This is a genomic window from Paraburkholderia sp., from assembly GCF_004298475.1.
Lineage (GTDB): Bacteria > Pseudomonadota > Gammaproteobacteria > Burkholderiales > Burkholderiaceae > Paraburkholderia > Paraburkholderia denitrificans.
On record NZ_SCRP01000037.1, the window covers coordinates 41945 to 67288 of the forward strand.

Consider the following 25344-nt stretch of genomic DNA (forward strand, 5'->3'; position numbering starts at 1 on the left):
AGCGCGTCGAACGGCAGGACAGACAGCACAGACAGCACAAAGACAAAACCCCCGCGCTCCTGCGAGCGCGGGGGTTTTACGTTGTGGAGCCTGCCGCTTACGAACGCTGCGGATTGAGCTTGTCGCTCTCCGACGAGTACAGCTTGTTCAGCGCCGCGATATACGCCTTCGCCGAAGCGGCGACGATGTCCGGATCGGTGCCGACGCCGTTCACGATGCGCCCAGCCTTCGACAGACGCACCGTCACTTCGCCCTGTGCCTGCGTGCCGGTCGTGATTGCGTTCACCGAGTAGAGCAGCAGTTCCGAGCCGCTGCCCACTTCGGTTTCGATGGCGTTCAGCGTGGCGTCCACCGGGCCGTTGCCCGCGGCTTCGCCCGTAACTTCCTTGCCGTCGGCCGAGAACACGACGCGCGCGTGCGGGCGCTCGCCCGTCTCGGAGTGCTGCGCCAGCGAGATGAACTTGTAGTGCTCCTTCTCGTGCGCTTGCGCCGACTCTTCGGTGACGATCGCGATGATGTCTTCGTCGAAGATTTCTGCCTTGCGGTCGGCGAGTTCCTTGAAGCGCGCGAACGCCTGATTCAGTTCGCCTTCGCTGTCGAGCTGGATGCCCAGCTCCTGCAGACGCTGCTTGAACGCGTTGCGGCCCGAGAGCTTGCCGAGCACGATCTTGTTCGCGCTCCAGCCCACGTCTTCCGCGCGCATGATTTCGTAGGTATCGCGCGCCTTGAGGACGCCGTCCTGGTGGATGCCCGACGCGTGCGCAAATGCGTTCGCGCCGACCACCGCCTTGTTCGGCTGCACAACGAAACCGGTGATCTGCGAGACGAGCTTCGATGCCGGCACGATCTGCGTGGTGTCGATGCCGAGGTCGAGGCCGAAGTAGTCCTTGCGGGTCTTCACGGCCATCACGATTTCTTCGAGCGACGTATTGCCCGCCCGCTCGCCAAGACCGTTGATCGTGCACTCGACCTGGCGCGCGCCGCCCGTGTGCACGCCGGCCAGCGAATTCGCCACCGCCATGCCAAGGTCGTTGTGACAGTGCACCGAGAACACCGCCTTGTCGGAGTTCGGAATGCGCTCGCGCAGCGTCTTCACGAGGTTGCCGTACAGCTCGGGCACGCCGTAGCCGACCGTATCGGCGATGTTGATCGTGGTCGCGCCTTCGTTGATGACGGCTTCCAGCACCCGGCACAGGAAATCCATGTCCGAGCGGCTGCCGTCTTCCGGCGAGAACTCCACGTCGTTGGTGAACTTGCGCGCGAAGCGCACGGCAAGCTTCGCCTGCTCCAGCACCTGCTCCGGCGACATGCGCAGCTTCTTCTCCATATGCAGCGGCGAAGTGGCGATGAACGTGTGGATGCGGAAGTGATCGGCGGGCTTGAGCGCATCGGCGGCGCGCTGGATGTCCTTGTCGTTCGCACGGGCGAGCGAGCAGACCGTGCTGTCCTTCACCAGGCCGGCAATCGTGTGGATCGCGTCGAAGTCGCCGTTCGAACTGGCGGCGAAACCCGCTTCGATCACGTCGACCTTCATGCGCTCGAGTTGCTTCGCGATGCGGATTTTCTCTTCCTTCGTCATCGACGCACCGGGCGACTGCTCGCCGTCGCGCAACGTCGTATCGAAGATGATGAGCTTGTCTGCTGCCATTTCGTGTCTCCAGAGGGAACTTGTTCAGTGTCTACAAACGGAATTCGGGTGTTCGCGCCACCGTTGGCGACGCTGACAATGAACGAAGCGGACGGAGGGCGAGCGGGATCAGCGCGGCAGGCGCGCTAGCGCTAGTGCACGTAGCGGCGCACCGGCTTGAAGAGAAAAGAGGGGGAACTGGATCGTTACCATGCCGGCGACTATAGCGGGATTCCGTCGATAGCGCAATTGGCGGCGCCCCGCAGCGCGGGGCGTCCGTTAGCTTGCGCCGTCGAGGCCGCGCGGCGCCACGGAACACCGCGCAAAACCGCACAACACGCAACACATACAGGCTACGTGCAGGCCAAAAGAATGGGGCCGCATGGAAGCGGCCCCGGCAATCACGGCGGGCGGCGCGGTTGCCCGCGTACCGCCTGGCGGCTAGCGCTCGCGCGGTGACGAGCGTGCGGGGTTGTTGCGGCCGCGCATCGCCTGGTAGGCCCAGAACACATATCCGGAAAGGCCGTAAAGCACGAACAGGCCGAACAGCATGAGCGGCGGATCGGACGATACGAGCACGAACGCCATGACGACGAGCAGGATCGCGGCGAACGGCACGCGGTGGCGCACGTCGAGCGCCTTGCCGCTGTAAAACGGCGCGTTCGACACCATGGTCACGCCCGCATAGATGGTCAGCACGAACGCGACCCACGGCAGCCACGAGAGCTTGACGGGCACACGGTTGTCGGTGGCGAGCCACACGAAGCCCGCGATCAGCGCCGCCGCCGCCGGGCTCGGCAAGCCCTGGAAGTAGCGCTTGTCGACCACGCCGATGTTCGTATTGAAACGTGCGAGCCGCAGCGCGGCGCCCGAGCAGTAGACGAACGCCGCGAGCCAGCCCCAGCGCCCGAGATCCTTGAGCACCCACTCGTACATGACGAGTGCGGGCGCGACGCCGAACGAAACCATGTCCGAGAGGCTGTCGAACTGCTCGCCGAATGCGCTCTGCGAGTGCGTCATGCGCGCGACGCGGCCATCCATGCCGTCGAGCACCATCGCCACGAAGATCGCGATGGCCGCGACCTCGAAACGCACGTTCATCGCCTGCACGACGGCGAAGAAGCCGCAGAACAGCGCGGCAGTCGTGAATGCGTTGGGCAGCAGATAAATGCCGCGCTTCCTGAGGAACTGCTGGCGCGCGGCGCGGCGGGTCGCGGCGAGGCCGACCGGCTCCTGCACAGCCTTGTTACGGCGAAACGGCCGCGGCAGCGGCGAGCCGGCGCTATTGCGGGGACGACGCGATTTGAATCCGGCCATCGCACCCCTCCTTAAGCCGATTGTGTTTGTAGTTCGGCGAGGATCGTCGACGAGGCAGACACCTTCTCGCCGATCGATACGCGCGGGCGGCTGCCCAGCGGCAGGTACACGTCGACGCGCGAGCCAAAGCGGATGAAGCCGTAGCGCTGGCCGCGCGTGAGCGGCTCGCCCGAACGCACGTAGCACAGAATGCGGCGCGCGATGAGACCGGCGATCTGCACGGAAGTCACCACCGTGCCGTCGGCCATCGTGAGGACGACGGCATTGCGTTCGTTCTCGGTGGAGGCCTTGTCGATTGCGGCGTTCAGATACGCGCCCGGGAAGTACTCGACCTTGGCGACGGCGCCGTCCACCGGCGAGCGTTGCGAATGGACGTTGAAGACGTTCATGAACACGCTGATCTTCAGCGCTTCACGGTTTGCATACGGATCGTGCGCGGTCTCGACGGCGACGATGCGGCCATCGGCGGGACACAGGACGGCATTGGCCTGCTGCGGAATGGGCCGCGGCGGATCGCGGAAGAACTGGACGACGAAGATGAGGATCAGCCAGAACGGCCACGCGAGGCCGAACCCTGCGACTGCCTGGATCAAGAGCACCACGACGGCCGCAATGGCGATGAACGGCCAGCCTTCGCGGGCGATGATCGGATGAGGGTAATTCATATTGGCTTCGGTGTTTTTTCGAAAACCGTAGGATAGCAAAAGCCGCCCGGGGTTCATCCCCACCGGGCGGCTTTTGTTGATGCTTGCCGCGGCGCGGCGGCGGCATGAATGCCCTTCCGCACGCGCCGCTGGAGCGGCAAATAAGCTGCAAGCGAGCAGCGAATGCGCTTAGTTCTTCGACTGGTCGACGAGCTTGTTCTTCGCGATCCACGGCATCATCGCGCGCAGCTTCGCACCGACCGTTTCGATCTGGTGCTCGGCGCCAAGGCGGCGGCGCGACTGCAGCGTCGGCGCGCCGGCCTTGTTTTCGAGGATGAAGCTCTTCGCGTATTCGCCGGTCTGGATGTCCTTCAGGACTTCCTTCATGACCTTCTTCGTTTCGGCGGTGATGACGCGCGGACCCGTCACGTACTCGCCGTACTCGGCGTTGTTCGAGATCGAGTAGTTCATGTTCGCGATGCCGCCTTCGTAGATCAGGTCGACGATCAGCTTGAGCTCGTGCAGGCACTCGAAGTACGCCATTTCCGGCGCGTAGCCCGCTTCGACCAGCGTTTCGAAGCCGGCCTTGATCAGGTCGACCGTACCGCCGCACAGCACGGCCTGCTCGCCGAACAGGTCGGTTTCGGTCTCTTCGCGGAAGTTCGTTTCGATGATGCCGGCACGGCCGCCGCCGTTTGCCGCAGCGTACGACAGCGCGATGTCACGCGCTGCGCCCGACTTGTCCTGGTGGACGGCGATCAGATGCGGAACGCCGCCGCCTTGCGAGTAGGTGCCGCGAACCGTGTGGCCGGGGGCCTTCGGCGCGATCATGATGACGTCGAGATCGGCGCGCGGGATCACCTGGCCGTAGTGGACGTTGAAGCCGTGCGCGAACGCGAGCGCGGCGCCTTGCTTCAGGTTGGCGTGGACTTCCTTTGCATAGACGTCGGCGATCTGCTCGTCCGGCAGCAGCATCATCACGACGTCGGCGTTCTTGACGGCTTCGGCGACTTCCTTGACCGTGAGGCCGGCGGTCTCAGCCTTGCTCCACGACGCACCGCCGCGGCGCAGGCCGACGGTGACATTCACGCCGCTGTCCTTCAGGTTCAGCGCGTGCGCGTGGCCCTGCGAACCGTAACCGATGATGGTGACCTGCTTGCCCTTGATGAGGGAGAGGTCGGCGTCCTTGTCGTAAAAAACTTTCATGTCTGTTCCCTGGCGATATGCAAAAAATGGAGAGTTCCGGTACTGCTCCGGTACTGCTATACGTAAGCCTCGGTAAGCTCCGGCAAGCAGCGGTTGGCTGCGCCGGGCGCGCGCTTGTTTCTTTCGTCAAGCGCCGCGCCCGGCCGGGTTCCGGCGGTCGATCGTCGAACCTGATCGACGCATGCTGCCGGGCGTCACACTTTCAGAATGCGCTCGCCGCGCCCGATGCCCGAGCTGCCCGTGCGGACGGTTTCGAGAATCGCCGTGGCGTCGAGCGCCTCGATGAACGCGTCGAGCTTCTCGCTCGCCCCCGTCAGTTCGATCGTGTAAGTCTTTTCGGTAACGTCGATGATGCGGCCGCGGAAGATATCCGCCATCCGCTTCATCTCCTCGCGTTCCTTGCCGACCGCCCGAACCTTGATCAGCATCAGCTCACGCTCGATGTGGGCGCCCTCGGTCAGGTCGACCACTTTCACCACCTCGATCAGGCGGTTCAGATGCTTCGTGATCTGTTCGATCACGTCGTCAGAGCCAATGGAAACGATGGTCATGCGTGACAGCGACCGGTCTTCGGTCGGCGCCACGGTCAAGGTTTCGATGTTGTAGCCGCGTGCGGAGAAGAGGCCGACCACGCGCGACAGCGCGCCCGGCTCGTTTTCCAGCAAAACGGAAATAATGTGTCTCATGATGTGTTCCGCGATTTATCCAGTTTGAGCGTGGCGGCCGCCCTGCCCCCGCGAATTCGCGCGCCCTTTGTGGAGACGCGCGCCGCGCGAAGTGGGAGCGGCGCCGTTCAACGACCGTTACAGCTCTTCCGAACCGAGCAGCATGTCGGTAATGCCCTTGCCGGGCTGAACCATCGGCCACACGTTTTCGGAAGGGTCGGTCTGGAAATCGAGGAACACGGTGCGGTCCTTCAGTCGCAGTGCTTCCTTGAGCGCGGGTTCCACATCGGCGGTCTTGTCGACGCGGATGCCCACGTGGCCGTACGCTTCGGCGAGCTTCACGAAGTCGGGCAGCGCATCCATGTACGAATGCGAATAGCGCTTGTCGTATTCGATCTGCTGCCACTGGCGAACCATGCCGAGGTAGCGGTTGTTGAGCGAGACGATCTTCACGGGCGTGTCGTACTGCTTGCAGGTCGACAGTTCCTGAATGCACATCTGGATCGAGCCTTCGCCCGTGATACAGACGACGTCCTCGTCCGGATGCGCCATCTTCACGCCCATCGCCGCCGGCAGGCCGAAGCCCATCGTGCCGAGGCCGCCCGAATTGATCCAGCGGCGCGGCTGGTTGAAGCGGTAGAACTGCGCGGCCCACATCTGATGCTGGCCGACGTCCGAGCAGACGAACGCATTGCCGCCCGTCAACTCCCACAGTTTTTCGACGACGTACTGCGGCTTGATGATCTCCGTGCCGCGCTCGAACTTCAGGCAATTCTTCTCGCGCCAGCCTTCGATGTCCTTCCACCAGGCTGCGAGCGCCTCGGTGTCGGGGCCGTGCTCGGCGTGCTGAAGCTGCTCGATGAGTTCCTTGAGCACTTCCTTCACGTCGCCGACGATGGGGATGTCGACCTTCACGCGCTTCGAAATCGACGAAGGATCGATGTCGATGTGAATGATCTTGCGCGGACGCGAGGTGAAGTGTGCGGGGTTGCCGATCACGCGGTCGTCGAAGCGTGCGCCGATTGCGATCAGCACGTCGCAGTGCTGCATCGCCATGTTGGCTTCGTACGTGCCGTGCATGCCGAGCATGCCGAGGAACTTGCGATCGCTCGCGCGATAGCCGCCGAGCCCCATCAGCGTGTTCGTCACCGGGTAGCCGAGCAGGTCGGCGAACTGGTTCAGCTCGCGCGCCGCGTCGGCGAGGATGATGCCGCCGCCGGTGTAGATGTACGGACGCCTGGCCGACAAGAGCAGCGAGACCGCCTTGCGGATCTGCCCCGAGTGGCCCTTGGTGACCGGGTTGTAAGAGCGCAGCGAAATGCTCTTGAGCGGCTCATAGGCGCACGGAGCCTTCGACACGTCCTTCGGAATGTCGATCAGCACGGGACCGGGACGGCCGGTGCGCGCAATGTAGAAGGCTTTCTTGACGGTCGCCGCGAGGTCGCGCACGTCCTTCACGAGGAAGTTGTGCTTCACGCAGGGACGCGTGATGCCCACCGTGTCGCACTCCTGGAAGGCGTCCTGACCGATCGCGGCAGTGGGCACCTGCCCGCTGATGACGACCAGCGGAATCGAATCCATGTACGCCGTCGCGATGCCGGTCACCGCGTTGGTAACGCCGGGGCCGGAGGTCACGAGACACACGCCGACCTTGCCGCTCGAACGGGCGTAGCCGTCGGCAGCATGCACGGCAGCCTGTTCGTGGCGCACGAGGATGTGCTGGATCTTGTCCTGCTTGTACAGCTCGTCGTAGACGTAAAGTACGGAGCCGCCGGGGTAGCCCCAGATGAATTCGACCTGCTCGTCGGCGAGCGCCTTCATCAGCACGGTTGCGCCAATGGAGCGGCCATTTTGGCCTTCGGGGTCGGATTCAGCAGAGCTGGGGGGAATCGACGTGGAGAATTCCGCGCTGGGAATATTCATCATTCACCTTTCGAATTTTCGGCAAAAAATTGATCGGGTGCTCTCCGCCGGGCTTGTGGCTCGGGTTCAAGCGGCGCGTCCAGTTGACAAATGAGCCTCATGGGCCACATCTGAATTGAGACAGAGTCACTTATATATCGCGAACCGTCGAAGATAGCGATTCGCACGCAACCGGTCAAGCAAATCTTGGCGCCGATGTGTACATGCGGGTACATGCTGGAAAACGGGCTGGAAAACACGCCGTAAAACGGGCTGTAAAACGCGCTCGCATGCGGCCGCGGGCGGGCGCGCCGAGCCCCCAGTCGCGCCGCGCGGGGGCAGAACAGGACAGCCCGAGGACAGCCCGGCCGAGCGATCCATTACCCGGGGGAGGCAAAAATTTGCTAGCATCCGCGAGTTTTTACGACATTTTTCGAACGGTTACGCGTACGCTGGTGGCGGCGCTCTGCAACGGATGGCATCAGACAAGGAACTCGCCGACTTCCTGGCGGGCATCGAAAGACGCGCGTTCAAGCAGACGGTCTACGCCGTGCGAGACGACGACGCCGCGCTCGACATCGTGCAGGACGCGATGATCAAGCTCGCCGAAAAATATGGCGACCGGCCCGCGGCCGAGCTGCCCCTGCTTTTTCAGCGCATCCTTCAAAACACAACGCACGATTATTTCCGGCGGCAGAAAGTACGCAATACGTGGGTGAGCCTGTTCTCGTCGCTCGGCAACGCGGAAGACGAGGATTTCGACCCGCTCGAAACCATCGAGGTGGCGCAGGGATCTGCCGGCGCCGAAAGCAGCGAGCAGCAGCTCGAGCGGGAACAGGTCCTGAACCTGATCGACGAAGAAGTCCAAAAATTACCGGCGCGTCAACGGGAAGCGTTTCTGATGCGTTACTGGGAAGATATGGATGTCGCCGAAACCGCCGCCGCCATGGGCTGCTCCGAAGGCAGCGTGAAAACGCACTGCTCGCGGGCCACGCACACGCTGGCACAAGCGCTCAAGGCGAAAGGAATCACCCTATGAGTTCCGCTCTCGACAACAAAGAATCAGAGTTCGTGCGGGAGCTGCGCCGCGCGCTCGACGAGAGCGCGGCCAGCCTGCCCGTTTCCACTGCCGACCGGCTCGCCGTCGCCCGCCAGGCCGCGCTCGCGCGCAAAAAGCCTGAGCTGGAGTTCGTGCGCGCCCCGGCTTTGGCGCCTGCCGGCGTGCCGGCCGACTTTGCCGCGCCGCGCCGCCGTTCGCGGCTCGCACGCTTCGCGCTCGCATGGCCGCTCGCGGCGCTCGTCGCCGGGCTCTTCGCCATCGCGTATTTCGAGGATCAGCAACGTACGGCCGAACTGGCCGATATCGATGCCGCCATGCTGAGCGACGACCTGCCGCTCACGGCGTATCTCGATCACGGTTTCAACGCGTATCTGTCGCGTTCTCACTGACCGGGAGGCTCGCGGGGTGAGTTACAAGCGCGGCCTCGCCGTAGTAGCTGGATCGGTCATCGCGGTACTGGTGTCTTATGCGGCGACCTACCCGCGTTTTCACCCTGGACACGCAACCAGCGCCGTCCAGAGCGCACCGGCCAGCACCCCTTCCGTCGAAACGTCGATCGCCACGGCGTTTGCGCCGCTGCCCGGCCCGAGCGACCGGCTCGCGTGGGCGAACCTTTCGGACGCGCAGCACGTCGCGCTCGCGCCGTTCGCGAACGAATGGGACCATTTCAGTGACGAGCGTCGACGCAAATGGCTGAAGATCGCCGCGCGTTACCCCAAGATGTCGCCAGAAGCGCAAGAACACCTGCACGCGCACATGGCCGAATGGGTCGAGATGACGCCCGAGCAGCGCCGTGTCGCGCGCGAAAATTATCAAGTCTCCAAAGCGCTGCCCGCGCAGGCTCGCCAGCGTGCATGGAAGGACTATCAGAAGCTTCCCCCTGACCAGAAAGCGCGCCTCGCCGCGAGCGAGCGCAAGCGCCGCACGGTCGTGAGCGCGCCGCCCTCGGGCGGCAAGAGCGAAATTCGCGGCATCGAGCGCCTCGTCGAGCGCGAACGCCGCTTGACGCATCCATCGACGGCGCTCCCCGCGTCCCGCCCGGCTGCCGCATCCGCGGCCCACGGCGCATCCGGCGCGATGAACACGCCGGCGTCCGCGACGGCGGGCACGGCGGCAACCGCGGGCGCAGCGCCCGCCGCCAGCGTCGTTCCCGTGACGCCGACCCCGGTTTCACCCGCCGAAGCACCTGCGGCGTTCAAGGGCTCCTGAGCGGCCCCGTCCTGGGACAAACGCCGCGACAAACGGCTTATGCCGCATCGGCGGCGTTCGCGGTTATCCTTACGGCCTTCCGCTTCCTTACCGACGTACACGTGAACACACGCGCTCCCGCCGCCGCGCCACAGAGCGCCCCCTCCGCACCGCAGCCCGCCACGATCCGCCGGCGCCTTGCCGCGCTCGTCTACGAGTCCGTGCTGCTCTTCGGCGTGATCTTTCTCGCCGCGCTCGCATTCAGCCTCGTCTTGCACGCACGCAACGGATTCACGTACCACAACCTGATGTCGGCGTGGATCACGATTGTCGCGGGCGTGTACTTCGTCGGCTTCTGGCACAGCGGCGGCCAGACGCTGCCGATGAAAACATGGCGCATCCGCGTGATCGGCCCGAACGGGAAACCGCCGTCACTGTCGCGCGCCACGGTGCGGTATTTCGCCGCGTGGCTCTGGTTCCTGCCGCCGCTCGCGCTGCACACGATTTTCCATTTCACGGTTCCGCACACGCTCGTGCTCGTCGCCGTGTGGTTCGTGCTCTGGGTTGCAAGCGCCCGCTTCATCCCCGGCCGGCAGCTCCCGCACGACCGCATCGCCGGTACGTGCGTCGTGGCGGTGCCGCGCTAAACGCCCCACCGCCACGGCTGCAAAGGCTGCAAAGGCAAAGGCTGCAAAGGCTGCAAACGCCTGAGAGGCCGTAGCGCGCATCAAAAACGCCGCGCCGCGACGGCGCGCGCAAGCCAGCACGCAAATCTTTCGTCGCAACCACACCACAGCCACGGACGGCGTAACACGCCGTTCTCATGACTGTCATGGCACGGTCACGCCTGCATGGCGCAATGCACCCATTACAACCCGCCGCGTGAGCCATGGCCTCAAACACGTCCGCGACCACACTCTTCCGGCAGACCACCGGAACGGCTACCGACCCCGCCGCGTTCCACCCCGGCCCCGCCGACGGTTCGTTCTCCCCGCCACCGCCGCTGCCCCTGAACGATTCCGCATCGCCCGGCTCCCACGACGACGATCATCCCGCCCCGCATCGCTACCGCACCATCTGGCTCTCCGATATTCACCTCGGCTCAAGTGGTTGCCAGGCCAACTATCTGCTGGATTTCCTGCGCCATAACGATTCGGACTACCTGTACCTCGTCGGCGACATCATCGACGGCTGGCAGCTCAAGAAAGGCTGGTACTGGCCGCAGGCGCACAACGACGTCGTGCAGAAGGTGCTGCGCAAGGCGCGCAAGGGCACGCATGTCGTGTACGTCCCCGGCAATCACGACGAAGCGGCGCGCCAGTTCTGCGACCTCTCGTTCGGCGACATCCAGGTGCGCGAGGAAGCCTTTCACACGACGCTCGGGGGCAAGCGCATGTGGGTCGTGCACGGCGATCTCTTCGACGGCGTGATCCAGCATGCGAAGTGGCTCGCCTATCTCGGCGACTCGGCGTACACGGTGATCCTCGTGCTGAACCGCTGGTTCAACCGGATCCGCTCGCGGCTCGGCTTTCAGTACTGGTCGCTCTCGCAGTACCTCAAGCACCAGGTGAAAAACGCGGTGAACTTCATCTCGTCGTTCGAGCGCGTGATGACCGACGAAGCGCGCCGCCGCGGCTGCGACGGCGTGGTGTGCGGCCATATCCACAAGGCCGAGATCCGCGACATCGACGGCATGCTGTACTGCAACGACGGCGACTGGGTGGAGAGCCTCTCGGCGCTCGTCGAAACCTTCGAGGGCGAATTGCGCATCATCTACTGGACCGTCATGCAGGCGCCGCAGGCGCAGCGCTCGACACGCAAGGCGCGCGTGAGCGCCTGAGCGCGCATAACGCGGGCATCGCCCGCGACGGACGACACCAACCGACATTTCGAAGGCCGACGACCAATGAAAGTAATGATCGTGACCGATGCATGGGAGCCGCAGGTCAACGGCGTGGTAAGGACCCTGAAGAACACGACGCGCGAGCTGACTGCGCTCGGCCATCAGGTCGATCTGCTCACGCCGCTCGAATTCCGCACGATCCCGTGCCCGACCTATCCCGAGATCCGCCTTTCGCTGTTTCCGAAGCGTCATCTGCGCTCGCGCATCGACGCGTTCGGCCCCGACGCGCTGCATATCGCGACCGAAGGCCCGCTCGGCCTCGGCGCGCGCGCCTACGCGATCGAGCACAACCTGCCGTTCACGACGGCCTATCACACGCGCTTTCCCGAATACGTGCAGGCGCGCTTCGGCATTCCGCTTGCGGCGACGTATCGCTTCCTGCACTGGTTCCACAAGCGCTCGCTCGCGGTGATGGCGCCGACGCCCGTCGTCAAGTCGGACCTCGAACAATTCGGCTTCACGAACGTCGTGCTGTGGACGCGCGGCGTCGATCTCGACATCTTCCAGCCGATGGAATCGAAGGTCCTGAACACCGCGCGGCCGATCTTCCTTTACGTGGGCCGCGTCGCGGTGGAAAAAAACGTCGAGGCGTTTCTGAAGCTCGACCTGCCGGGCTCGAAATGGGTCTGCGGCGAGGGCCCCGCACTGGCCGAACTGAAGTCGCGCTATCCGCAGGCGAACTACCTCGGCGTGCTGAGCCAGCCCGAGCTGGCGAAGGTCTACGCCGCCGCCGACGTATTCGTGTTCCCGAGCCGCACCGACACCTTCGGCCTCGTGCTGCTCGAAGCGCTCGCGTGCGGCACGCCGGTTGCCGCGTATCCGGTCACGGGTCCCATCGACGTGCTCGGCACGGGCCAGGCGGGCGCGATGAACGAGGATCTGCACGAAGCCTGCATCGAAGCGCTCAAGATCGACCGCGCGACGGCGCGCGAGTGGGCGGAGCGCTTCTCCTGGCGCGCGGCATCCGAGCAGTTCGCGTCGCACCTGAAGCCGCGTGCGCCTGCGACGATGCACGAATCGAGCGCCACGGCCTGAGCGGCCCCGGCCTTTAGCGATCTTTCGCTACGTTTAGCGACGACCGGAGCTTCGACCGTGCGCATGCCGACCGACGACAACGAGAAAGCCCGGCCTGCCGGTGCGCCGCAGGCGGCCCACGCGACCCGCAGCGGTTCGCCGTCTGCCGCCGCAGCGGGCCCGCGTGAGGCGGACTCGCTCGTTACGGCGCCCCGGTCAGCGTACGAAGCGTACGATAGCGATGCACCTACCCGCCTCGCCATGCCTCTACGCTCACCCTCACCCTCCCACTCTGCCCCGCCATCGGCCTTCACGGCGCCGGAGCGCCGCATTGCGACGCCGCTGGACGACACGCCCGAGCCGCCGCTCTCGTACCACGACGCGGCCGAACCCGCCGATCCGCACGAGCCCCGCGAACCGCTCGGCCCCGACGATCCGCTTGCGCCCCCGTTCAATCCGTACAAGGGCAATCGCGGCATCACGCGCGCCTGGCATGCGCTCAAGAACTCGATCGAGGGCTTTCGCGTGGCGATCCGCGAGGAAAGCGCATTTCGTCAGGAACTGACGCTCGCAGCCATTCTCCTGCCGATCGGCATCGTCGTGCCCGTGGAGCCGGTGGCGCGCGTGCTGCTGCTCGGGTCGGTCATGCTGGTGTTGATCGTCGAGCTGATCAATTCGAGTATCGAAAACGCCATCGACCGCATCGGGCTCGAGCGCAACGAGCTTTCGCGGCGCGCCAAGGACCTCGGCAGCGCAGCCGTCACCGTGGCGCTCGCGGTCTGCGTGATGACGTGGGGGCTGATCCTCGTGCCGCTTTTCGGCCCGCCGCTCCTGCGCTGGCTCGGCTCGCTGTAAGTTCCGCCTTCCCCCGGGCGCAACACACCCGGGCCCGCGTCAAGCCGCGGGCCGCTGGCGTTGCCCGTGCCGTCCAGATCACCGGTTTATAATCCCCGGACAGTCTTATGATACAAAGACCAACCGAGTCCGGGCAATCGACGCAGCGGCAAACCAACGGCAGCGCGCAAGCCCGGCACCCACAAGGCCGGACGACATGGAAGCCAAACCCCCCCGCCGTACGCGCGAGCGGATTCTCGAGTTGTCGCTCAAGCTGTTCAACGAAATCGGCGAACCGAACGTCACGACGACGACGATTGCCGAGGAAATGGAAATCAGTCCAGGCAACCTGTACTACCACTTCCGCAACAAAGACGACATCATCAACAGCATCTTCAGCCAGTTCGAGCAGGAGATCGGCCGTCGTCTGCGCTTCCCCGACGACCATCGCGCCACCATCGACGAAATGTGGGCCTACCTGCAGTACATGGTCGATTTCACGTGGCGCTACCGGTTTCTCTACCGCGACCTGAACGATCTGCTCGCGCGCAACCGCACGCTGGAGATGCACTTCAAGCAGATCATCAGCCACAAGGTGCACTTCGCGAAGCAGTTCTGCGAGCAGCTCGTGGAAGACGGCGAAATGGTGGCGACGCCCGCCGAGATCGCCGTGACCGCGACCAACATCGGCGTGATCGCCACGTACTGGCTCTCGTACCAGTTCGTGATGAACCCGCGCAAGTACAACGACCAGGGCGCGATTCGAGACGAGCTGCACCAGGTGAGCGTGCAGATCGTCTCGCTGATGGCGCCGTATCTGCGCGGACGCGCGCGCCAGCTCTTCGACGACCTCGTATCGGGCAAGCTGCCCAAGCGCGAGTTCTACGACTACCTGCCGCCGCGCGAAGGCGCTGCCGGCACGGGCGCCGAGGTTGACGAAAAAGCCGACGAAAAATCAGACGAAAACAAGGACATAAGCGAATGAAAGCAGTTTGCGTCTATTGCGGTTCATCGTTCGGCGTGAACCCCGTCTACGCCGCAGCCGCGAAGGCGTTCGGCCGCGCGCTCGTCGCGGCGAACCTCGGGCTCGTCTATGGCGGCGGCAAGGTGGGGCTGATGGGCGTGATCGCCGACACCGTGATGGCCGAAGGCGGCCGCGCGATCGGCGTGATCCCCGAATTGCTGCTGAACAAGGAAGTCGGCCACGAAGGTCTCTCCGAGCTGCATGTCGTGCACGACATGCATCAGCGCAAGAAAATGATGGCCGATCTGTCCGATGCGTTCGTTGCGCTTCCGGGCGGCGTGGGCACGCTCGAAGAGCTGTTCGAGGTCTACACGTGGGCGCAGCTCGGCTATCACCACAAGCCGGTCGGCATACTCAACATCGACGGCTTCTACGATCCGCTCATCGCGCTGCTCAATCACACCGTGAGCGAAGGCTTCATGCGGCAGACCTACCTCGACCTGCTCCAGATCGACACCGATCCGGCCGCGCTGATCGCGAAGGTGCGCCACTACCACGCGCCCGCCGCGGACAAGTGGGCCGACATGCGCGAAAACGTCTGATTTTCGAACCTCCCACGGAGAAACGCTGATGAGCAAGGTCGTCCTGATCACTGGCGCGAGCCGCGGCATTGGCCGGGCAACCGCGCGGCTGCTCGGCGCGCGCGGCTGGACCGTCGGCGTCAACTATCAGCACAACGAGCCCGCCGCACACGAAACCGCGGCGGAAGTCGGACGTGCAGGCGGCCATGCGCGCGTGCTGCGCGGCGACGTGTCGAACGAAGCCGATGTGATCGCGATGTTCGACACGCTCGAAAGCGCCTACGGGCGCATCGACGCGCTCGTCAACAACGCAGGCATCGTCGCGCCTTCGTCGCCGCTCGCCGACATGAGCGCCGAGCGCCTCGCGCGCATGTTCGACGTGAACGTCTACGGCGCGTTTCTGTGCGCGCGCGAAGCGGCGCGGCGCATGTCGAAGGACCGTGGCGGCGACGGCGGCGCGATTGTGAACGTGTCGTCGGCGGCGGCGCGGCTCGGGTCGCCCAACGAGTACATCGATTACGCATCGTCCAAGGGCGCAGTCGACACGATGACGGTCGGCCTCGCGAAAGAACTGGGCCCGCAGGGCGTGCGCGTGAACGCCGTGCGCCCGGGTCTCATCGACACCGACATTCACGCGAGCGGCGGACGCCCCGAGCGCGCCGCCGTGCTCGGCGTGCAGACGCCGCTCGGGCGTCCGGGCGGCGCCGACGAGGTGGCCGAAGCGATTGTGTGGCTGTTGAGCGATGCCGCGTCGTACGTGACGGGCGCGCTCCTCGACGTGAGCGGCGGGCGCTGAGCCGCCCCGAATTGACCGAAGCGCGACCGAAGCACGCCGCAATCGCCCGAGGCCAGAACGACGCTAGAACGACGAACCCGGCTCGCGCAGGAACGCGAGTTCGGCGTCGCTCGACGCGCGTCCGAGCACCGCATTGCGATGCGGAAAGCGCCCGAAGCGGGCAATGACGTCGGCGTGCCGCACGGCGTAGTCGTAATACCCTTCCCCATCCGGATCCGGAGCCAGCTCGCCGAACAGCCGCAGCGAGTCGCGCTGCGCCTCCATCGATTCCGCATGCTCGAACGGCAGATACGCGAAAACGCGATGAAAGACCGTCGGCAGCGTGCGGTCCGCACCACTCGCCACGAGCCGGCGCGCGAGTGCGAGCGCGTGTTCATCGGCGGCAAACGCCCGCGGCGTGCCGCGATAGCAGTTGCGCGAGAACTGGTCCAGCACGATCACGAGGGCCAACGCGCCTTCGGTGCTTGCGCCCCAGGCGTCGAGTTCGCCCGCGCACGCCGCATCGAGCAGCGCGCCAAAGCGCTCGCGCAATTGCGCATCGAACGCGTCGTCCTTGCGGAACCACATCTTGCGCGCCGTGCCGTATTCCGGCGAACCGGGCTCGCCGAACCAGAAATCCAGCACGTCCCGAGCGTTCAGTGCTTCAGGCATGGCGGCCATCATGCGAGCGCCAGCACGAGACGGCGCGTGCGCGCGCTCTTCTTTTCGAGCTTCGCCACCGCGAGCGCACCGATCTCCGCCGTGTTGCGCACATGCGTGCCGCCGCACGGCTGCAAATCCACGTTCTCGATGCGCAACAGCCGCACGCGGCCCAGGCCCACCGGCGGCTTCACGCTCATCGTGCGCACGAGTTCGGGGCGCGCGGCCATTTCTTCGTCGGTGATCCATTCGGTCGCGACCGCATGCGCGCCCGTCACCAGTTCGGCGAGCCGCGTCTCGATCATGTCGCGCTCGATCGGCTCGACCGTCGCGAAGTCGAGGCGCGCGTAGTCGGCCGTGATGCTGCAACCGTCGACGGCATAAGGCAGCACCGCGCACATCAGGTGGCTCGCCGTATGAAGCCGCATATGACGGTAACGCCGCTCCCAGTCGATTTCGGCCCGCACCGGCTCGCCCGTGCGCAGACGCGCGAGCAGCGCCTCCTGGCCCGGCGCGGGCACGTGCAGCGCGTCGTCGGGCGTGGCGCCTTCGAACTTCGCCTTGCGCGTGTCGGCAATCTCGACGCGCGTGCCATCCGCCAGCACCAGCGCACCCGTGTCACCCGCCTGGCCGCCGCCGAGCGGATAGAACACCGTCTGGTCGAGCCGCACGCCGTCCTCGCCCACCGCGACGATCGTCGCGTCGCAGTGCGTCAGATAAGCGTCCTCGCGAAACAATGCCCGGGTAGTCGTCATGCCGAGTCTCTCCTCCTGATCGTGTCGAACCGCCATTATGGGCGGCGTGCGGCGCATCCGGACAGCCAGCCTGCGCGCCTCGTGAACCGGACTGTACCGGTCCGATAGCCAGTGCGGCTTTCGTCCAGTCCGCCTTTCGGCGTTTCGGCGTTTCGGCGTTTCGGCGTTTCGGCGTTTCGGCATTGCTGTGCGCTCGCGTCAGGCGTCGCGCAGCGACTGCAGCGCGGGCCGCACCAGCACGTGCCGCAGGCTGATCCAGCCGCCGACGCCCGCGCACGCCACGCCCGCCGCAATGCCCGCCGGCAGGAGCCACGGATCGAACGGCAGATAGAAGTTGAACACGTACGTCGCGAGCACCGAGCCCACCGCCTGCGCGCCGATGGCCGCCATGAGCCCGGCCAGCGCGCCCACGGCGACGAACTCGGCCACCTGCACCGCGCGCACCTGCCGGTGCGACGCGCCCAGCGCGCGCAGCAGCGCGGATTCGCGCATGCGCTCGTCGCGCGTGCCCGCGAGCGCCGCATAAAGCACCAGCACGCCCGCCGCCAGCGTGAACAAAAACAGGAACTGCACAGCGCCGATCACCTGTTCGAGCACGTGCTGGATCTGCGCGAGAATCGGCGCGATATCGACTGCCGTCACGTTCGGATACTCCGCCACGAGGCCGTCCACCACGCTGCGCTGCGTATCGGCCAGATGGAAGCTCGTGATGTAGGTGGCCGGGAAATCGCGCAGCAGCGCGGGCGGCATCAGCACGAAGAAGTTCACCTTGAACGAACCCCAGTCGAGCTTGCGCACGCTCGTGACCGGCGCGCTCACTTCGAGGCCGGTCACGTCGAACTTGAGCACGTCGCCGGGCTTCACGCCGATCAGCTTCGCCAGCCCCGCTTCGATCGAAAGCTGCGGCGTGGCCGTGTCGCCGTACCACGTACCCGCGGTGATGCGGTTGTCGCCGGGCAGCTGCGTCGTGTACGAGAGGTTGAATTCGCGGTCGACGAGCCGCCGCGCGTCCGCGCTCTTGTAGTCCTCGGGATTCACCGGCTTGCCGTTGATCGAAAGCAGCCGGCCTCGCACCATCGGGGCCAGTTCGACATCCGCGATGCCGTGCGAGCGCAGCCACGCGGCCACGGCATCGTGCTGGTCGGGCTGGATGTCGATGAGAAATTCGTTCGGCGCATCGGGCGGCGTCGATTTGCGCCAGCCTTCCACCAGATCGTTGCGCGTCATCGCGATCAGCAGCAGGCACATGAGGCCGATGGCGAGCGCTGTGATCTGCAGCGCGCTCGCGCCGGGACGGCGCTCCAGCGACGCCAGCGCATAGCGCCAGCCGACGCCCGCGCGCACCAGCGCACCGAAACGCCCGCTGCGCGACACGCGCGCCGCCGCCCAGAGCGCGAGCCGCGCGATGCCTGCGAATACGACGAGCCCGAGCGCGAAGCCGCCCGCGACGATGCCGCCGAGCTTCAGCTCGCCCGCCGCGATGATCAGCAGTCCGGCGAACAGCGCGATGCCGACGCCGTACGCGGCCCATGCCGTGCGGCTCGCCTCGCCCCACTCGCGCCGCAGCACGCGCACGGGCGACACGTGCGTGAGCGGCAAGAGCGGCGGCAACGCGAAACCGAGCAGCAGCACGAGCCCCGCCGCGATGCCTTCGAGCGCGGGCAGCGGGCCGGGACGCGGCAGCACGACGTTGATGAGATTGCCGAGCCACGCCAGCAGCGCGAGATGGCCTGCATAACCGAGCACGACGCCGACCACGCCGCCCGCGAGTCCGAGCCCCGCGAATTCGAGGATGAAAAGCGAGCGCAGCGTGCGCTGGCTCGCACCGAGGCAGCGCATGGCCGCGCAACTGTCGAGATGACGGCGCGTGTAGCGGTGCGCGGCCATCGCGATTGCGACGGCTGCGAGCAGCGCGGTCAGCAGCGAAACGAGCGTGAGGAAGTGGCGCGCGCGGTCGAGCGTCTCGCGCACCTGCGGCTGGCCGTCGTGCAGCGATTCGAGGGCGACGCCGCGCATCTGGCCGTCGTCGACGCGCGCATGCGCCCACGCGGCGAACTGCGCGACGGCGGGATCGGCGCCCGCGACGAGCAGCCGGTACGTCACGCGGCTGCCGTAGGTGATGAGGCCGGTGGCGGCGATTTCGTCGGCGCGCATCATCAGGCGCGGCGAGAAGTTGACGAACGAAAAGCCGCGGTCAAGTTCGCGTGTGATGACGGCGCCCACCGTGAAGCGGCTCGCGCCCACGTTCACGACGCTGCCGACGTGGAGCTTGAGCGCATCCATCAGTTCGCCGTCGACCCAGACCGTACCGGGCGGCGGAATGCCCCGCGCCTCGCGATCGGGTGCGCCGGGCGAGGACGCGGGTGCAGCCGCAATACGCAGTGCGCCGCGCAGCGGATAGCCCTCGGACACCGCCTTGATGGCCGCCAGCCGCGTGAGCGGCTGCCCGTTCGCGCCGGCGGCGCCGACCATGCTCGGGAAGATCACCGTGTTCGCCGTAGCAAGCGCGAGCGAGCGTGCTTCGTGCGCGAACATCGGATCGACGGGATGATCGGCGCGGACGATGAAATCGGCGGCGATCATGCGCCGCGCATCGCGTTCGAGGCCGCGCTCGAGACGGTCGGCGAGGAACGCCACGCTCGCGAGCGCCGCGACGGCCAGCGCGAGCGCCACGAGCAGCATCGTCAGTTCGCCCGCGCGCCAGTCGCGCGCCGTCATGCGTGCGGCGAGCCGCACGAGATCGAAACCGCCGGGAGTGGCGCGCGGCCTGCGCGCCTCAGGCGGCGGCAGGCTGTTGCCGCCGCCGTTGCCGCCGCTGTTGCCGCCGTAGCCACTCTTGGCTTGGGCGGGCTGCTTATCGATAGGTGAAGAACGCGCGGCGCCGCTCAATCGTGGTGGCTCCGCAAGGACAGGCGCGAGACCATATGCATGGCCATGCCGCGAAAACCGCCCTGCACGCCGCGCCACAGCCGCGGCAGCGCCCAGGCGGCCACGGACAGGAACGCCACCAGCATCACGAGGAACAGGATCGGGACGAAGAAGGCCATCAGCACGCCGACGAACGTCATGCCGTCCTCGGCGCTCGACGTGACGACGTTCGAAACCGGCTCCGGCGACAGATTAATGAGCGCGCGCGTACCGGCCTTGGCGAGATGTGCGGTGCCTGCGAGCGTGCCGCCCGCGAGCGCGGCAATCGTGAGGACGGCCGGATCGGCGTGCCCCATCGCGCCCGCTGCGAGGACGGCGCCGGCCGGAATGCGGATGAAGGTATGAACCGCGTCCCAGAGCGAATCGAACGCGGGAATCTTGTCGGCGAGGAATTCGAGCAGGGTAAGCGCGGCGGCGACGCCGATCACCCAGGGCGAAGCGAGCATCGAAAGGGTGTCGGGCAGATGGATCAGGCCGAAGCGCTGCATGACGCCCGCCATGAGCACGGTGAGATAGAGGCGCAACCCGCTGCCCCACGAAAGTCCCGCTGCCAGCGAAAGTGGTTCCAGCATGGCTGCCTCCTCGCAGCGGCGTTGGCCGCACACCGGCTCACCGCCTGGGCAAGTACTGCGCCTCCCGGTACCGCGGCGCTGCCTGGCCCCTCGGGCGCCAGCGCTCGCCGCATCACCGGAACGTCATCGGCGCGTTTCAGGGTACGGCAGGATACGAAGCGATACGGGTTTCAGAATTCGCGATATGACCGCTTCATTATAGACACGCGCGTTGCGGCACAGCGCTTTCGTCTGTCATTGCACGCCCACGAGCCGGTAGCCGACGCCGGTCTCGGTGACGATATGCTCGGGCTGCGCGGGGTCGCGTTCGAGTTTCTGGCGCAGATGCGCCATGTAGATCCGCAGATAGTGGCTGCTCTCCACGTGCGACGGCCCCCACACTTCGCGCAGCAATTGCCGGTGCGTGAGCACGCGGCCCGCATCGCGCACGAGCGTGGCGAGCAGCCGGTATTCGATGGGCGTGAGATGGACCGGCGCGCCGGCGCGCGTGACCGTGCGCAGGCCGAGATCGACCGTCACGGGGCCGAAGCTCACCTGCGGCGCTTCGTTCGCGCCGCCGCGATTGCGCCGCCGCAGATGCGCGCGAATCCGTGCGAGCAGTTCGGAGACGCCGAACGGCTTCGTGAGGTAGTCGTCCGCACCGGCGTCGAGCGCGGCAACCTTCTCGCTCTCCTGCGTGCGCGCCGACAGCACGATGACCGGCAGATCGCTCCAGCCGCGTAGCTCGCGGATCACGTCGAGGCCGTCGCTGTCGGGCAGGCCGAGGTCGACGATCACGAGATCGGGCTTGCGCGTGGCCGCTTCGACGAGGCCCTGCTTGCCGGTCTCGGCGTCGTGGACGACGAACCCCTCGCCCTCCAGCGACACACGCACGAAGCGGCGAATCTGCTTTTCGTCTTCGATCAGAACAACGGCGACGCTCGGATCACTCATGGGACGGTTTCGAATCGGCTGGTTTCGCGCCTGGGTTCACGCTTGGGTTCGGATCGGACGGCGCGGGCGCGGCCCGCTGCGGCACGGGCGCTGCGGGCCCTGCGGACGGCACGACGGATGGCGAGGCGGACGCGCCTTCATCCGCGATCCGCGCCGCCTCGGCGAGCCCCTCGGCTTGCGCCGCCGCTTCTTCATCGGCGACATCGGCGGCGACGCCGGTCTCGACACCTTCATCGACGCCATCAGGCAGCGGCGGCGGCGACTCCACCGGCAGCGCGAACCAGAACGATGCGCCTTGCACGCGGCCTTCGGCATCGAGCCGATTCGCGGCGCCGATTGTACCGCCGTGCGCCTCGACAATCGCCCGGCAGATCGCGAGCCCCAGGCCGATGCCCGGCTTCGCCGATTCCTTCTCGCCGCGCGTGAATTTCTCGAAGACGCGCTCGCCCATGCCGGGCGGCAGGCCCGGCCCGCTGTCGTCGATCGTCACGCGCACGCACGGCTGGCCGCCCATCTCCACGCGGCGCGCGCCGATGGCGAGCGGCGTGTCGGGCGGCGTGTATTTCGCGGCGTTTTCGAGCAGATTCGAGAAGAGCCGCTCCATCAGCACGGCGTCGAGCTGCAGGAGCGGCAGCCCGGCTTCGAGCGCCACCTGCACCGGATGGTGCGCCAGCACGCGCCGGCACGCCGCGAGCGCCGCGCCCACCGTCTCTTCGAGCAGCGTCCACTGGCGGTTCAGCTTGAGGCTGCCGGCCTGCAGCCGCGCCATGTCGAGCAGGTTCGTGACGATGCCGGTCATGCGCAGCGCCTCGTCGTGGATCGCCTCGATCAGTTCCTCCGAACGCGCATCCGCAGGCGCGCCGGGCACCGGCTTTTGCGCGAGCATCGACGAGAACCCGACGATTGCCGTCAGCGGCGTGCGCAGATCGTGCGAGATGGCCGACAGGAGCGAATTGCGCAGCCGCTCCGACTCCATGTTGACGAGCGCGTCGCGTGCGATATCGACGTAGTGCACGCGCTCCAGCGCAAGCGCGATCTGCGCGGCGAACGCATCGAACATGCGCTGCTGCTCGGGCACCTGCAACTGGCGCGCATCGCGCGTGACGACGGCGAGCACGCCGCGCGTGCGCATCGGCGCCTTGAGCGGCTGATAGCGCGCAGCCGCCCCGGGCAGCGTGTCGGTGCCGCGGCCAGCGGGTTTTTGCTGGTCGTAGACCCACTGGCCCACGTCGAGATCGAGCTGCGCCGCGTCGAGCATGATCTGCGGATCGGGCTCCTCGATCTTCTGCTGCACCTTGTCCGCGCTGTCCGGCAGCAAAATCGCGACACGCGCGCCGAACACCTCGCTCACGTGGCGCAGGCCGATCGCCACGATCTGCTCGGTCGTGAGCGCCGCAGCCAGTTCGCGCGCCATCGCATACATCGCGCCCGTGCGCTGCTCACGCCGCTGCGCGACACTCGCTTCGCGGCGCAGGCTCGACGTGAGGTGGCTGATGACGAGCGACGTGAGCAGCATGCCGACGAAGGTCAGCAGGTACTGCGTATCGGTCACGGAGAGCGACATGCGCGGCGGCACGAAGAAGAAGTCGAACGCCGCGACGCTCGCGAACGAGAGCAACACGCCGGGGCCGCGGCCGAGTCTGGTCGCCGTGAAGATCACGCCGAGCAGATACAGCATGACGAGATTGGTGAGGTCGATGCGATCGATCAACTGGCTCGCGACCAGCGTGACGCACGCACAGATCACGAGCGCCGCCGCATAGGCGCGCGGCGGCGAGCGGTGGCCGCTCTTTGCCGCCGTCGCGTCGCGCCAGGCGTTGGCGGCGCGCGCCGCGGCGCCCTCGCCCTGCGACTCGCGCGCGGTGGTGCCCGTAGTGCCCGTAGTGCCCGCCTCGCCCGCCATGGCGCGTACGAGCGTGAGATCGACGTCGCCCGCCTTTTCGGCGAGCCGCTCGCCGAACGGCCGGCGCAGCCAGCGTGAAACGCCCGTCCGCAACGAGCCGCCCGCAACGAGCTTCGACACGTTGCGCAGACGGGCGTAGCCCGCGAGCGTCGTCGCTGCGTCCTCGCCCGCGAGCGTTGCGGTCTCCGCGCCCATCTCGGCGGCGAGTTTCAGCGCGCCGAGCGTGCGTTCGCGAATCGCATCGGGCAGGCGCTGGAGTTTCGGCGTTTCGACGTAGACCGCGATCCAGTCGGCCTTCAGGCTCGTCGCGAGCCGCGCCGCCGCGCGCACGAGCGCGCTCGCCTCGGGACCGGGCCCGATGCACACGAGCAGCCGCTCGCGCGCCTGCCAGACGTGCTGGATCGAGCGGTCGGCGCGGTACTCGCGCATCTGCGCGTCGACGCGGTCGGCGGTGCGGCGCAGCGCCAGTTCGCGCAGCGCGATCAGGTTGCCCTTGCGAAAGAAGTTGCGCACCGCGCGCTCGGCCTGCGCGGGCATGTACACCTTGCCGTCGCGCATGCGGTCGAGCAGCTCTTCGGCAGGCAGATCGACGAGCGTCACTTCGTCGGCGTGGTCGAACACGCGGTCGGGCACCGTCTCCCGGACGCGGATGCCCGTGATCTGCCCGACCACGTCATTGAGGCTTTCGAGGTGCTGGACGTTGACGGTCGTGTAGCAATCGATGCCCGCGTCGAGCAGTTCGTAGACGTCCTGCCAGCGCTTGAGGTGACGTGCGCCGGGCACGTTCGAGTGCGCGAGTTCGTCGACGAGGATCAGTTGCGGCTTGCGCGCGAGCGCGGCGTCGAGGTCGAACTCGGCGATCTGGCGGCCGCGCCAGGCGATCTGCGCGCGCGGCAGCACGTCGAAGCCGTCGATGAGCGCGGCGGTCTCGCTGCGCCCGTGCGTCTCGACAATGCCGACGACGACGTCGATGCCCTCCTCCGCGCGGCGGCGCGCGGCCTGCAGCATCGCGTAGGTCTTGCCGACGCCCGCCGAGGCGCCGAAGAAAACCTTCAGCTTGCCGCGGCGGCGTTTTTCCTCGTCGCGCTGGAGGCGGTCGAGCAGTTCGTCGGGATCGGGGCGGTTCATGCGGACCGGGTCTCCGTGATGGGCGCCGCAGGCGCTTTCGATGCAGCCGCTTTCGATGCCGCGCTTGATGCAGCTTTCAATGCTTCAGCACTGCGAGACATGATGCTGATCGTCGCACCGCGCCACAAAAATGGCAAACCGCACCCAGCGTGAAGCGCGCGGCGTGCGCTCCGGTTCGTTGCACGGCTCAACTGGCTGCTTTGCCGTTGAGCGCGAGGTTCAGCTCGAGCACGTTCACGCGCGGCTCGCCGAACACCCCGAACTGGCGCCCCTTCGTATAGCGGTCCACGAGCGCCTGCACGTCAACCGGGTTCAGGTGGCGCGCGCGCGCGACGCGCTCCACCTGATACGCCGCCGCAGCCGGGGAAATCTCGGGATCGAGGCCGCTTGCCGACGACGTCACGAGGTCCGCCGGGATCGGCCTGGAAACATCGCTGCCCGCAGCCTTGAGCGCGGCGATGCGGCCTTTGACCTCGTCGGCGAGCGCCGGGTTGGTCGGGCCGAGGTTCGAGCCGCCGGAACCCGTCGCGTTGTACGGATTCGGCGACGTGGCCGAGAGGCGGCCCCAGAAGTACTGCGGCGCGTCGAACTGCTGGCCGATCAGCTCGGACCCGGCCACCTTGCCGTCGGCAACGATCAGGCTGCCGTTGGCCGCGCGGTGAAACGCCGCCTGGCCGAATGCCGTCATCACGGCCGGATACGCGAGACCCGTGATCGCCGTCAGCACGGCGAAGATCACGATCAGCGGACGAAACAGCGATTTCATGTTCTTTCCCGAATGTTCA

At 66.5% G+C, this 25344-nt stretch carries 23 protein-coding genes; 10 read left to right on the forward strand and 13 right to left on the reverse strand.

Annotated features, from left to right (window positions below; genetic code table 11):
- Window positions 1-97: 97 nt before the first annotated feature.
- From EPN59_RS19335 to EPN59_RS19360, 6 genes are all read right to left on the reverse strand, one after another.
- Window positions 98-1648 (reverse strand): 2-isopropylmalate synthase, encoded by a 1551-nt coding sequence (locus tag EPN59_RS19335; protein WP_293041699.1) that lies wholly within the window; start codon window positions 1646-1648, stop codon window positions 98-100.
- 420 nt (window positions 1649-2068) lie between these two features.
- The gene (gene pssA, locus EPN59_RS19340) at window positions 2069-2944 is read right to left on the reverse strand and encodes a CDP-diacylglycerol--serine O-phosphatidyltransferase (RefSeq protein ID WP_293041701.1); all 876 of its coding nucleotides are present in this window, start codon (window positions 2942-2944) and stop codon (window positions 2069-2071) included.
- 11 nt (window positions 2945-2955) lie between these two features.
- Window positions 2956-3609 (reverse strand): phosphatidylserine decarboxylase, encoded by a 654-nt coding sequence (locus EPN59_RS19345; RefSeq protein ID WP_293041704.1) that lies wholly within the window; start codon window positions 3607-3609, stop codon window positions 2956-2958.
- Between the two features lie 168 nt (window positions 3610-3777).
- Window positions 3778-4794 carry a ketol-acid reductoisomerase gene (ilvC, locus tag EPN59_RS19350; protein ID WP_293041707.1) on the reverse strand — a complete coding sequence of 339 codons (1017 nt, stop codon included), beginning with the start codon at window positions 4792-4794 and terminating at the stop codon, window positions 3778-3780.
- 194 nt (window positions 4795-4988) lie between these two features.
- On the reverse strand, window positions 4989-5480 hold the full coding sequence (gene ilvN / locus EPN59_RS19355) for an acetolactate synthase small subunit (protein ID WP_293041709.1): 492 nt from the start codon (window positions 5478-5480) through the stop codon (window positions 4989-4991).
- A 117-nt stretch (window positions 5481-5597) separates the two neighbouring features.
- Window positions 5598-7382, reverse strand: a complete 1785-nt coding sequence (locus tag EPN59_RS19360; protein WP_293041748.1) for an acetolactate synthase 3 catalytic subunit — start codon at window positions 7380-7382, stop codon at window positions 5598-5600.
- 454 nt (window positions 7383-7836) lie between these two features.
- Between EPN59_RS19360 and EPN59_RS19365 the strand changes: the two genes are divergently transcribed.
- The 10 genes from EPN59_RS19365 (at window position 7837) to EPN59_RS19410 (ending at window position 15701) form a co-directional block, all read left to right on the forward strand.
- Window positions 7837-8400 (forward strand): RNA polymerase sigma factor, encoded by a 564-nt coding sequence (locus EPN59_RS19365; protein ID WP_293041712.1) that lies wholly within the window; start codon window positions 7837-7839, stop codon window positions 8398-8400.
- Complete coding sequence (locus EPN59_RS19370) at window positions 8397-8810, forward strand: DUF3619 family protein (protein ID WP_293041715.1); 414 nt, start codon at window positions 8397-8399, stop codon at window positions 8808-8810. Before EPN59_RS19365 ends, EPN59_RS19370 begins: the two co-directional genes overlap by 4 nt.
- A 16-nt stretch (window positions 8811-8826) precedes the next feature.
- The gene (locus tag EPN59_RS19375) at window positions 8827-9630 is read left to right on the forward strand and encodes a DUF3106 domain-containing protein (protein WP_293041718.1); all 804 of its coding nucleotides are present in this window, start codon (window positions 8827-8829) and stop codon (window positions 9628-9630) included.
- Window positions 9631-9731: 101 nt separating this feature from the next.
- Window positions 9732-10256 (forward strand): RDD family protein, encoded by a 525-nt coding sequence (locus EPN59_RS19380; protein ID WP_293041721.1) that lies wholly within the window; start codon window positions 9732-9734, stop codon window positions 10254-10256.
- 242 nt (window positions 10257-10498) lie between these two features.
- Entirely contained in the window at window positions 10499-11449 is a 951-nt protein-coding gene (locus tag EPN59_RS19385; RefSeq protein WP_293041724.1) for a UDP-2,3-diacylglucosamine diphosphatase, read from the forward strand.
- A gap of 66 nt (window positions 11450-11515) precedes the next feature.
- Entirely contained in the window at window positions 11516-12547 is a 1032-nt protein-coding gene (locus tag EPN59_RS19390; protein WP_293041727.1) for a glycosyltransferase family 1 protein, read from the forward strand.
- A 240-nt stretch (window positions 12548-12787) separates the two neighbouring features.
- Window positions 12788-13381: a diacylglycerol kinase gene (locus EPN59_RS19395; protein ID WP_293041751.1), complete on the forward strand. Its 594-nt coding sequence runs from the start codon at window positions 12788-12790 to the stop codon at window positions 13379-13381.
- A gap of 196 nt (window positions 13382-13577) precedes the next feature.
- Window positions 13578-14345, forward strand: coding sequence for a TetR/AcrR family transcriptional regulator (locus EPN59_RS19400; RefSeq protein ID WP_293041730.1), 768 nt, complete (start codon window positions 13578-13580; stop codon window positions 14343-14345).
- Entirely contained in the window at window positions 14342-14926 is a 585-nt protein-coding gene (locus EPN59_RS19405) for a TIGR00730 family Rossman fold protein (protein WP_293041733.1), read from the forward strand. Before EPN59_RS19400 ends, EPN59_RS19405 begins: the two co-directional genes overlap by 4 nt.
- A 28-nt stretch (window positions 14927-14954) precedes the next feature.
- A complete protein-coding gene (locus EPN59_RS19410) occupies window positions 14955-15701 on the forward strand; it encodes an SDR family oxidoreductase (protein WP_293041736.1) in 747 nt (248 codons plus the stop codon).
- 63 nt (window positions 15702-15764) lie between these two features.
- Here the strand turns inward: EPN59_RS19410 and EPN59_RS19415 are convergent, their stop codons facing one another.
- The 7 genes from EPN59_RS19415 to kdpC all read right to left on the reverse strand — a co-directional run bounded on the left by EPN59_RS19415 (window position 15765) and on the right by kdpC (window position 25325).
- Window positions 15765-16361: a DUF924 family protein gene (locus tag EPN59_RS19415; protein WP_363928587.1), complete on the reverse strand. Its 597-nt coding sequence runs from the start codon at window positions 16359-16361 to the stop codon at window positions 15765-15767.
- Window positions 16361-17095, reverse strand: coding sequence for an alanyl-tRNA editing protein (locus tag EPN59_RS19420; RefSeq protein ID WP_293041742.1), 735 nt, complete (start codon window positions 17093-17095; stop codon window positions 16361-16363). The genes EPN59_RS19415 and EPN59_RS19420 overlap by 1 nt, the downstream gene beginning before the upstream one ends.
- Before the next feature lie 198 nt (window positions 17096-17293).
- Complete coding sequence (locus EPN59_RS19425; RefSeq protein ID WP_293046638.1) at window positions 17294-19813, reverse strand: FtsX-like permease family protein; 2520 nt, start codon at window positions 19811-19813, stop codon at window positions 17294-17296.
- A 167-nt stretch (window positions 19814-19980) separates the two neighbouring features.
- Entirely contained in the window at window positions 19981-20595 is a 615-nt protein-coding gene (locus EPN59_RS19430; protein ID WP_293046620.1) for a DUF4126 domain-containing protein, read from the reverse strand.
- Window positions 20596-20829: 234 nt separating this feature from the next.
- On the reverse strand, window positions 20830-21528 hold the full coding sequence (gene kdpE / locus EPN59_RS19435) for a two-component system response regulator KdpE (protein WP_293033929.1): 699 nt from the start codon (window positions 21526-21528) through the stop codon (window positions 20830-20832).
- Window positions 21521-24559, reverse strand: a complete 3039-nt coding sequence (locus EPN59_RS19440) for a DUF4118 domain-containing protein (protein WP_293033928.1) — start codon at window positions 24557-24559, stop codon at window positions 21521-21523. Before EPN59_RS19440 ends, kdpE begins: the two co-directional genes overlap by 8 nt.
- Before the next feature lie 187 nt (window positions 24560-24746).
- Window positions 24747-25325, reverse strand: a complete 579-nt coding sequence (gene kdpC, locus EPN59_RS19445; RefSeq protein WP_293033927.1) for a potassium-transporting ATPase subunit KdpC — start codon at window positions 25323-25325, stop codon at window positions 24747-24749.
- Between the last annotated feature and the right edge of the window lie 19 nt (window positions 25326-25344).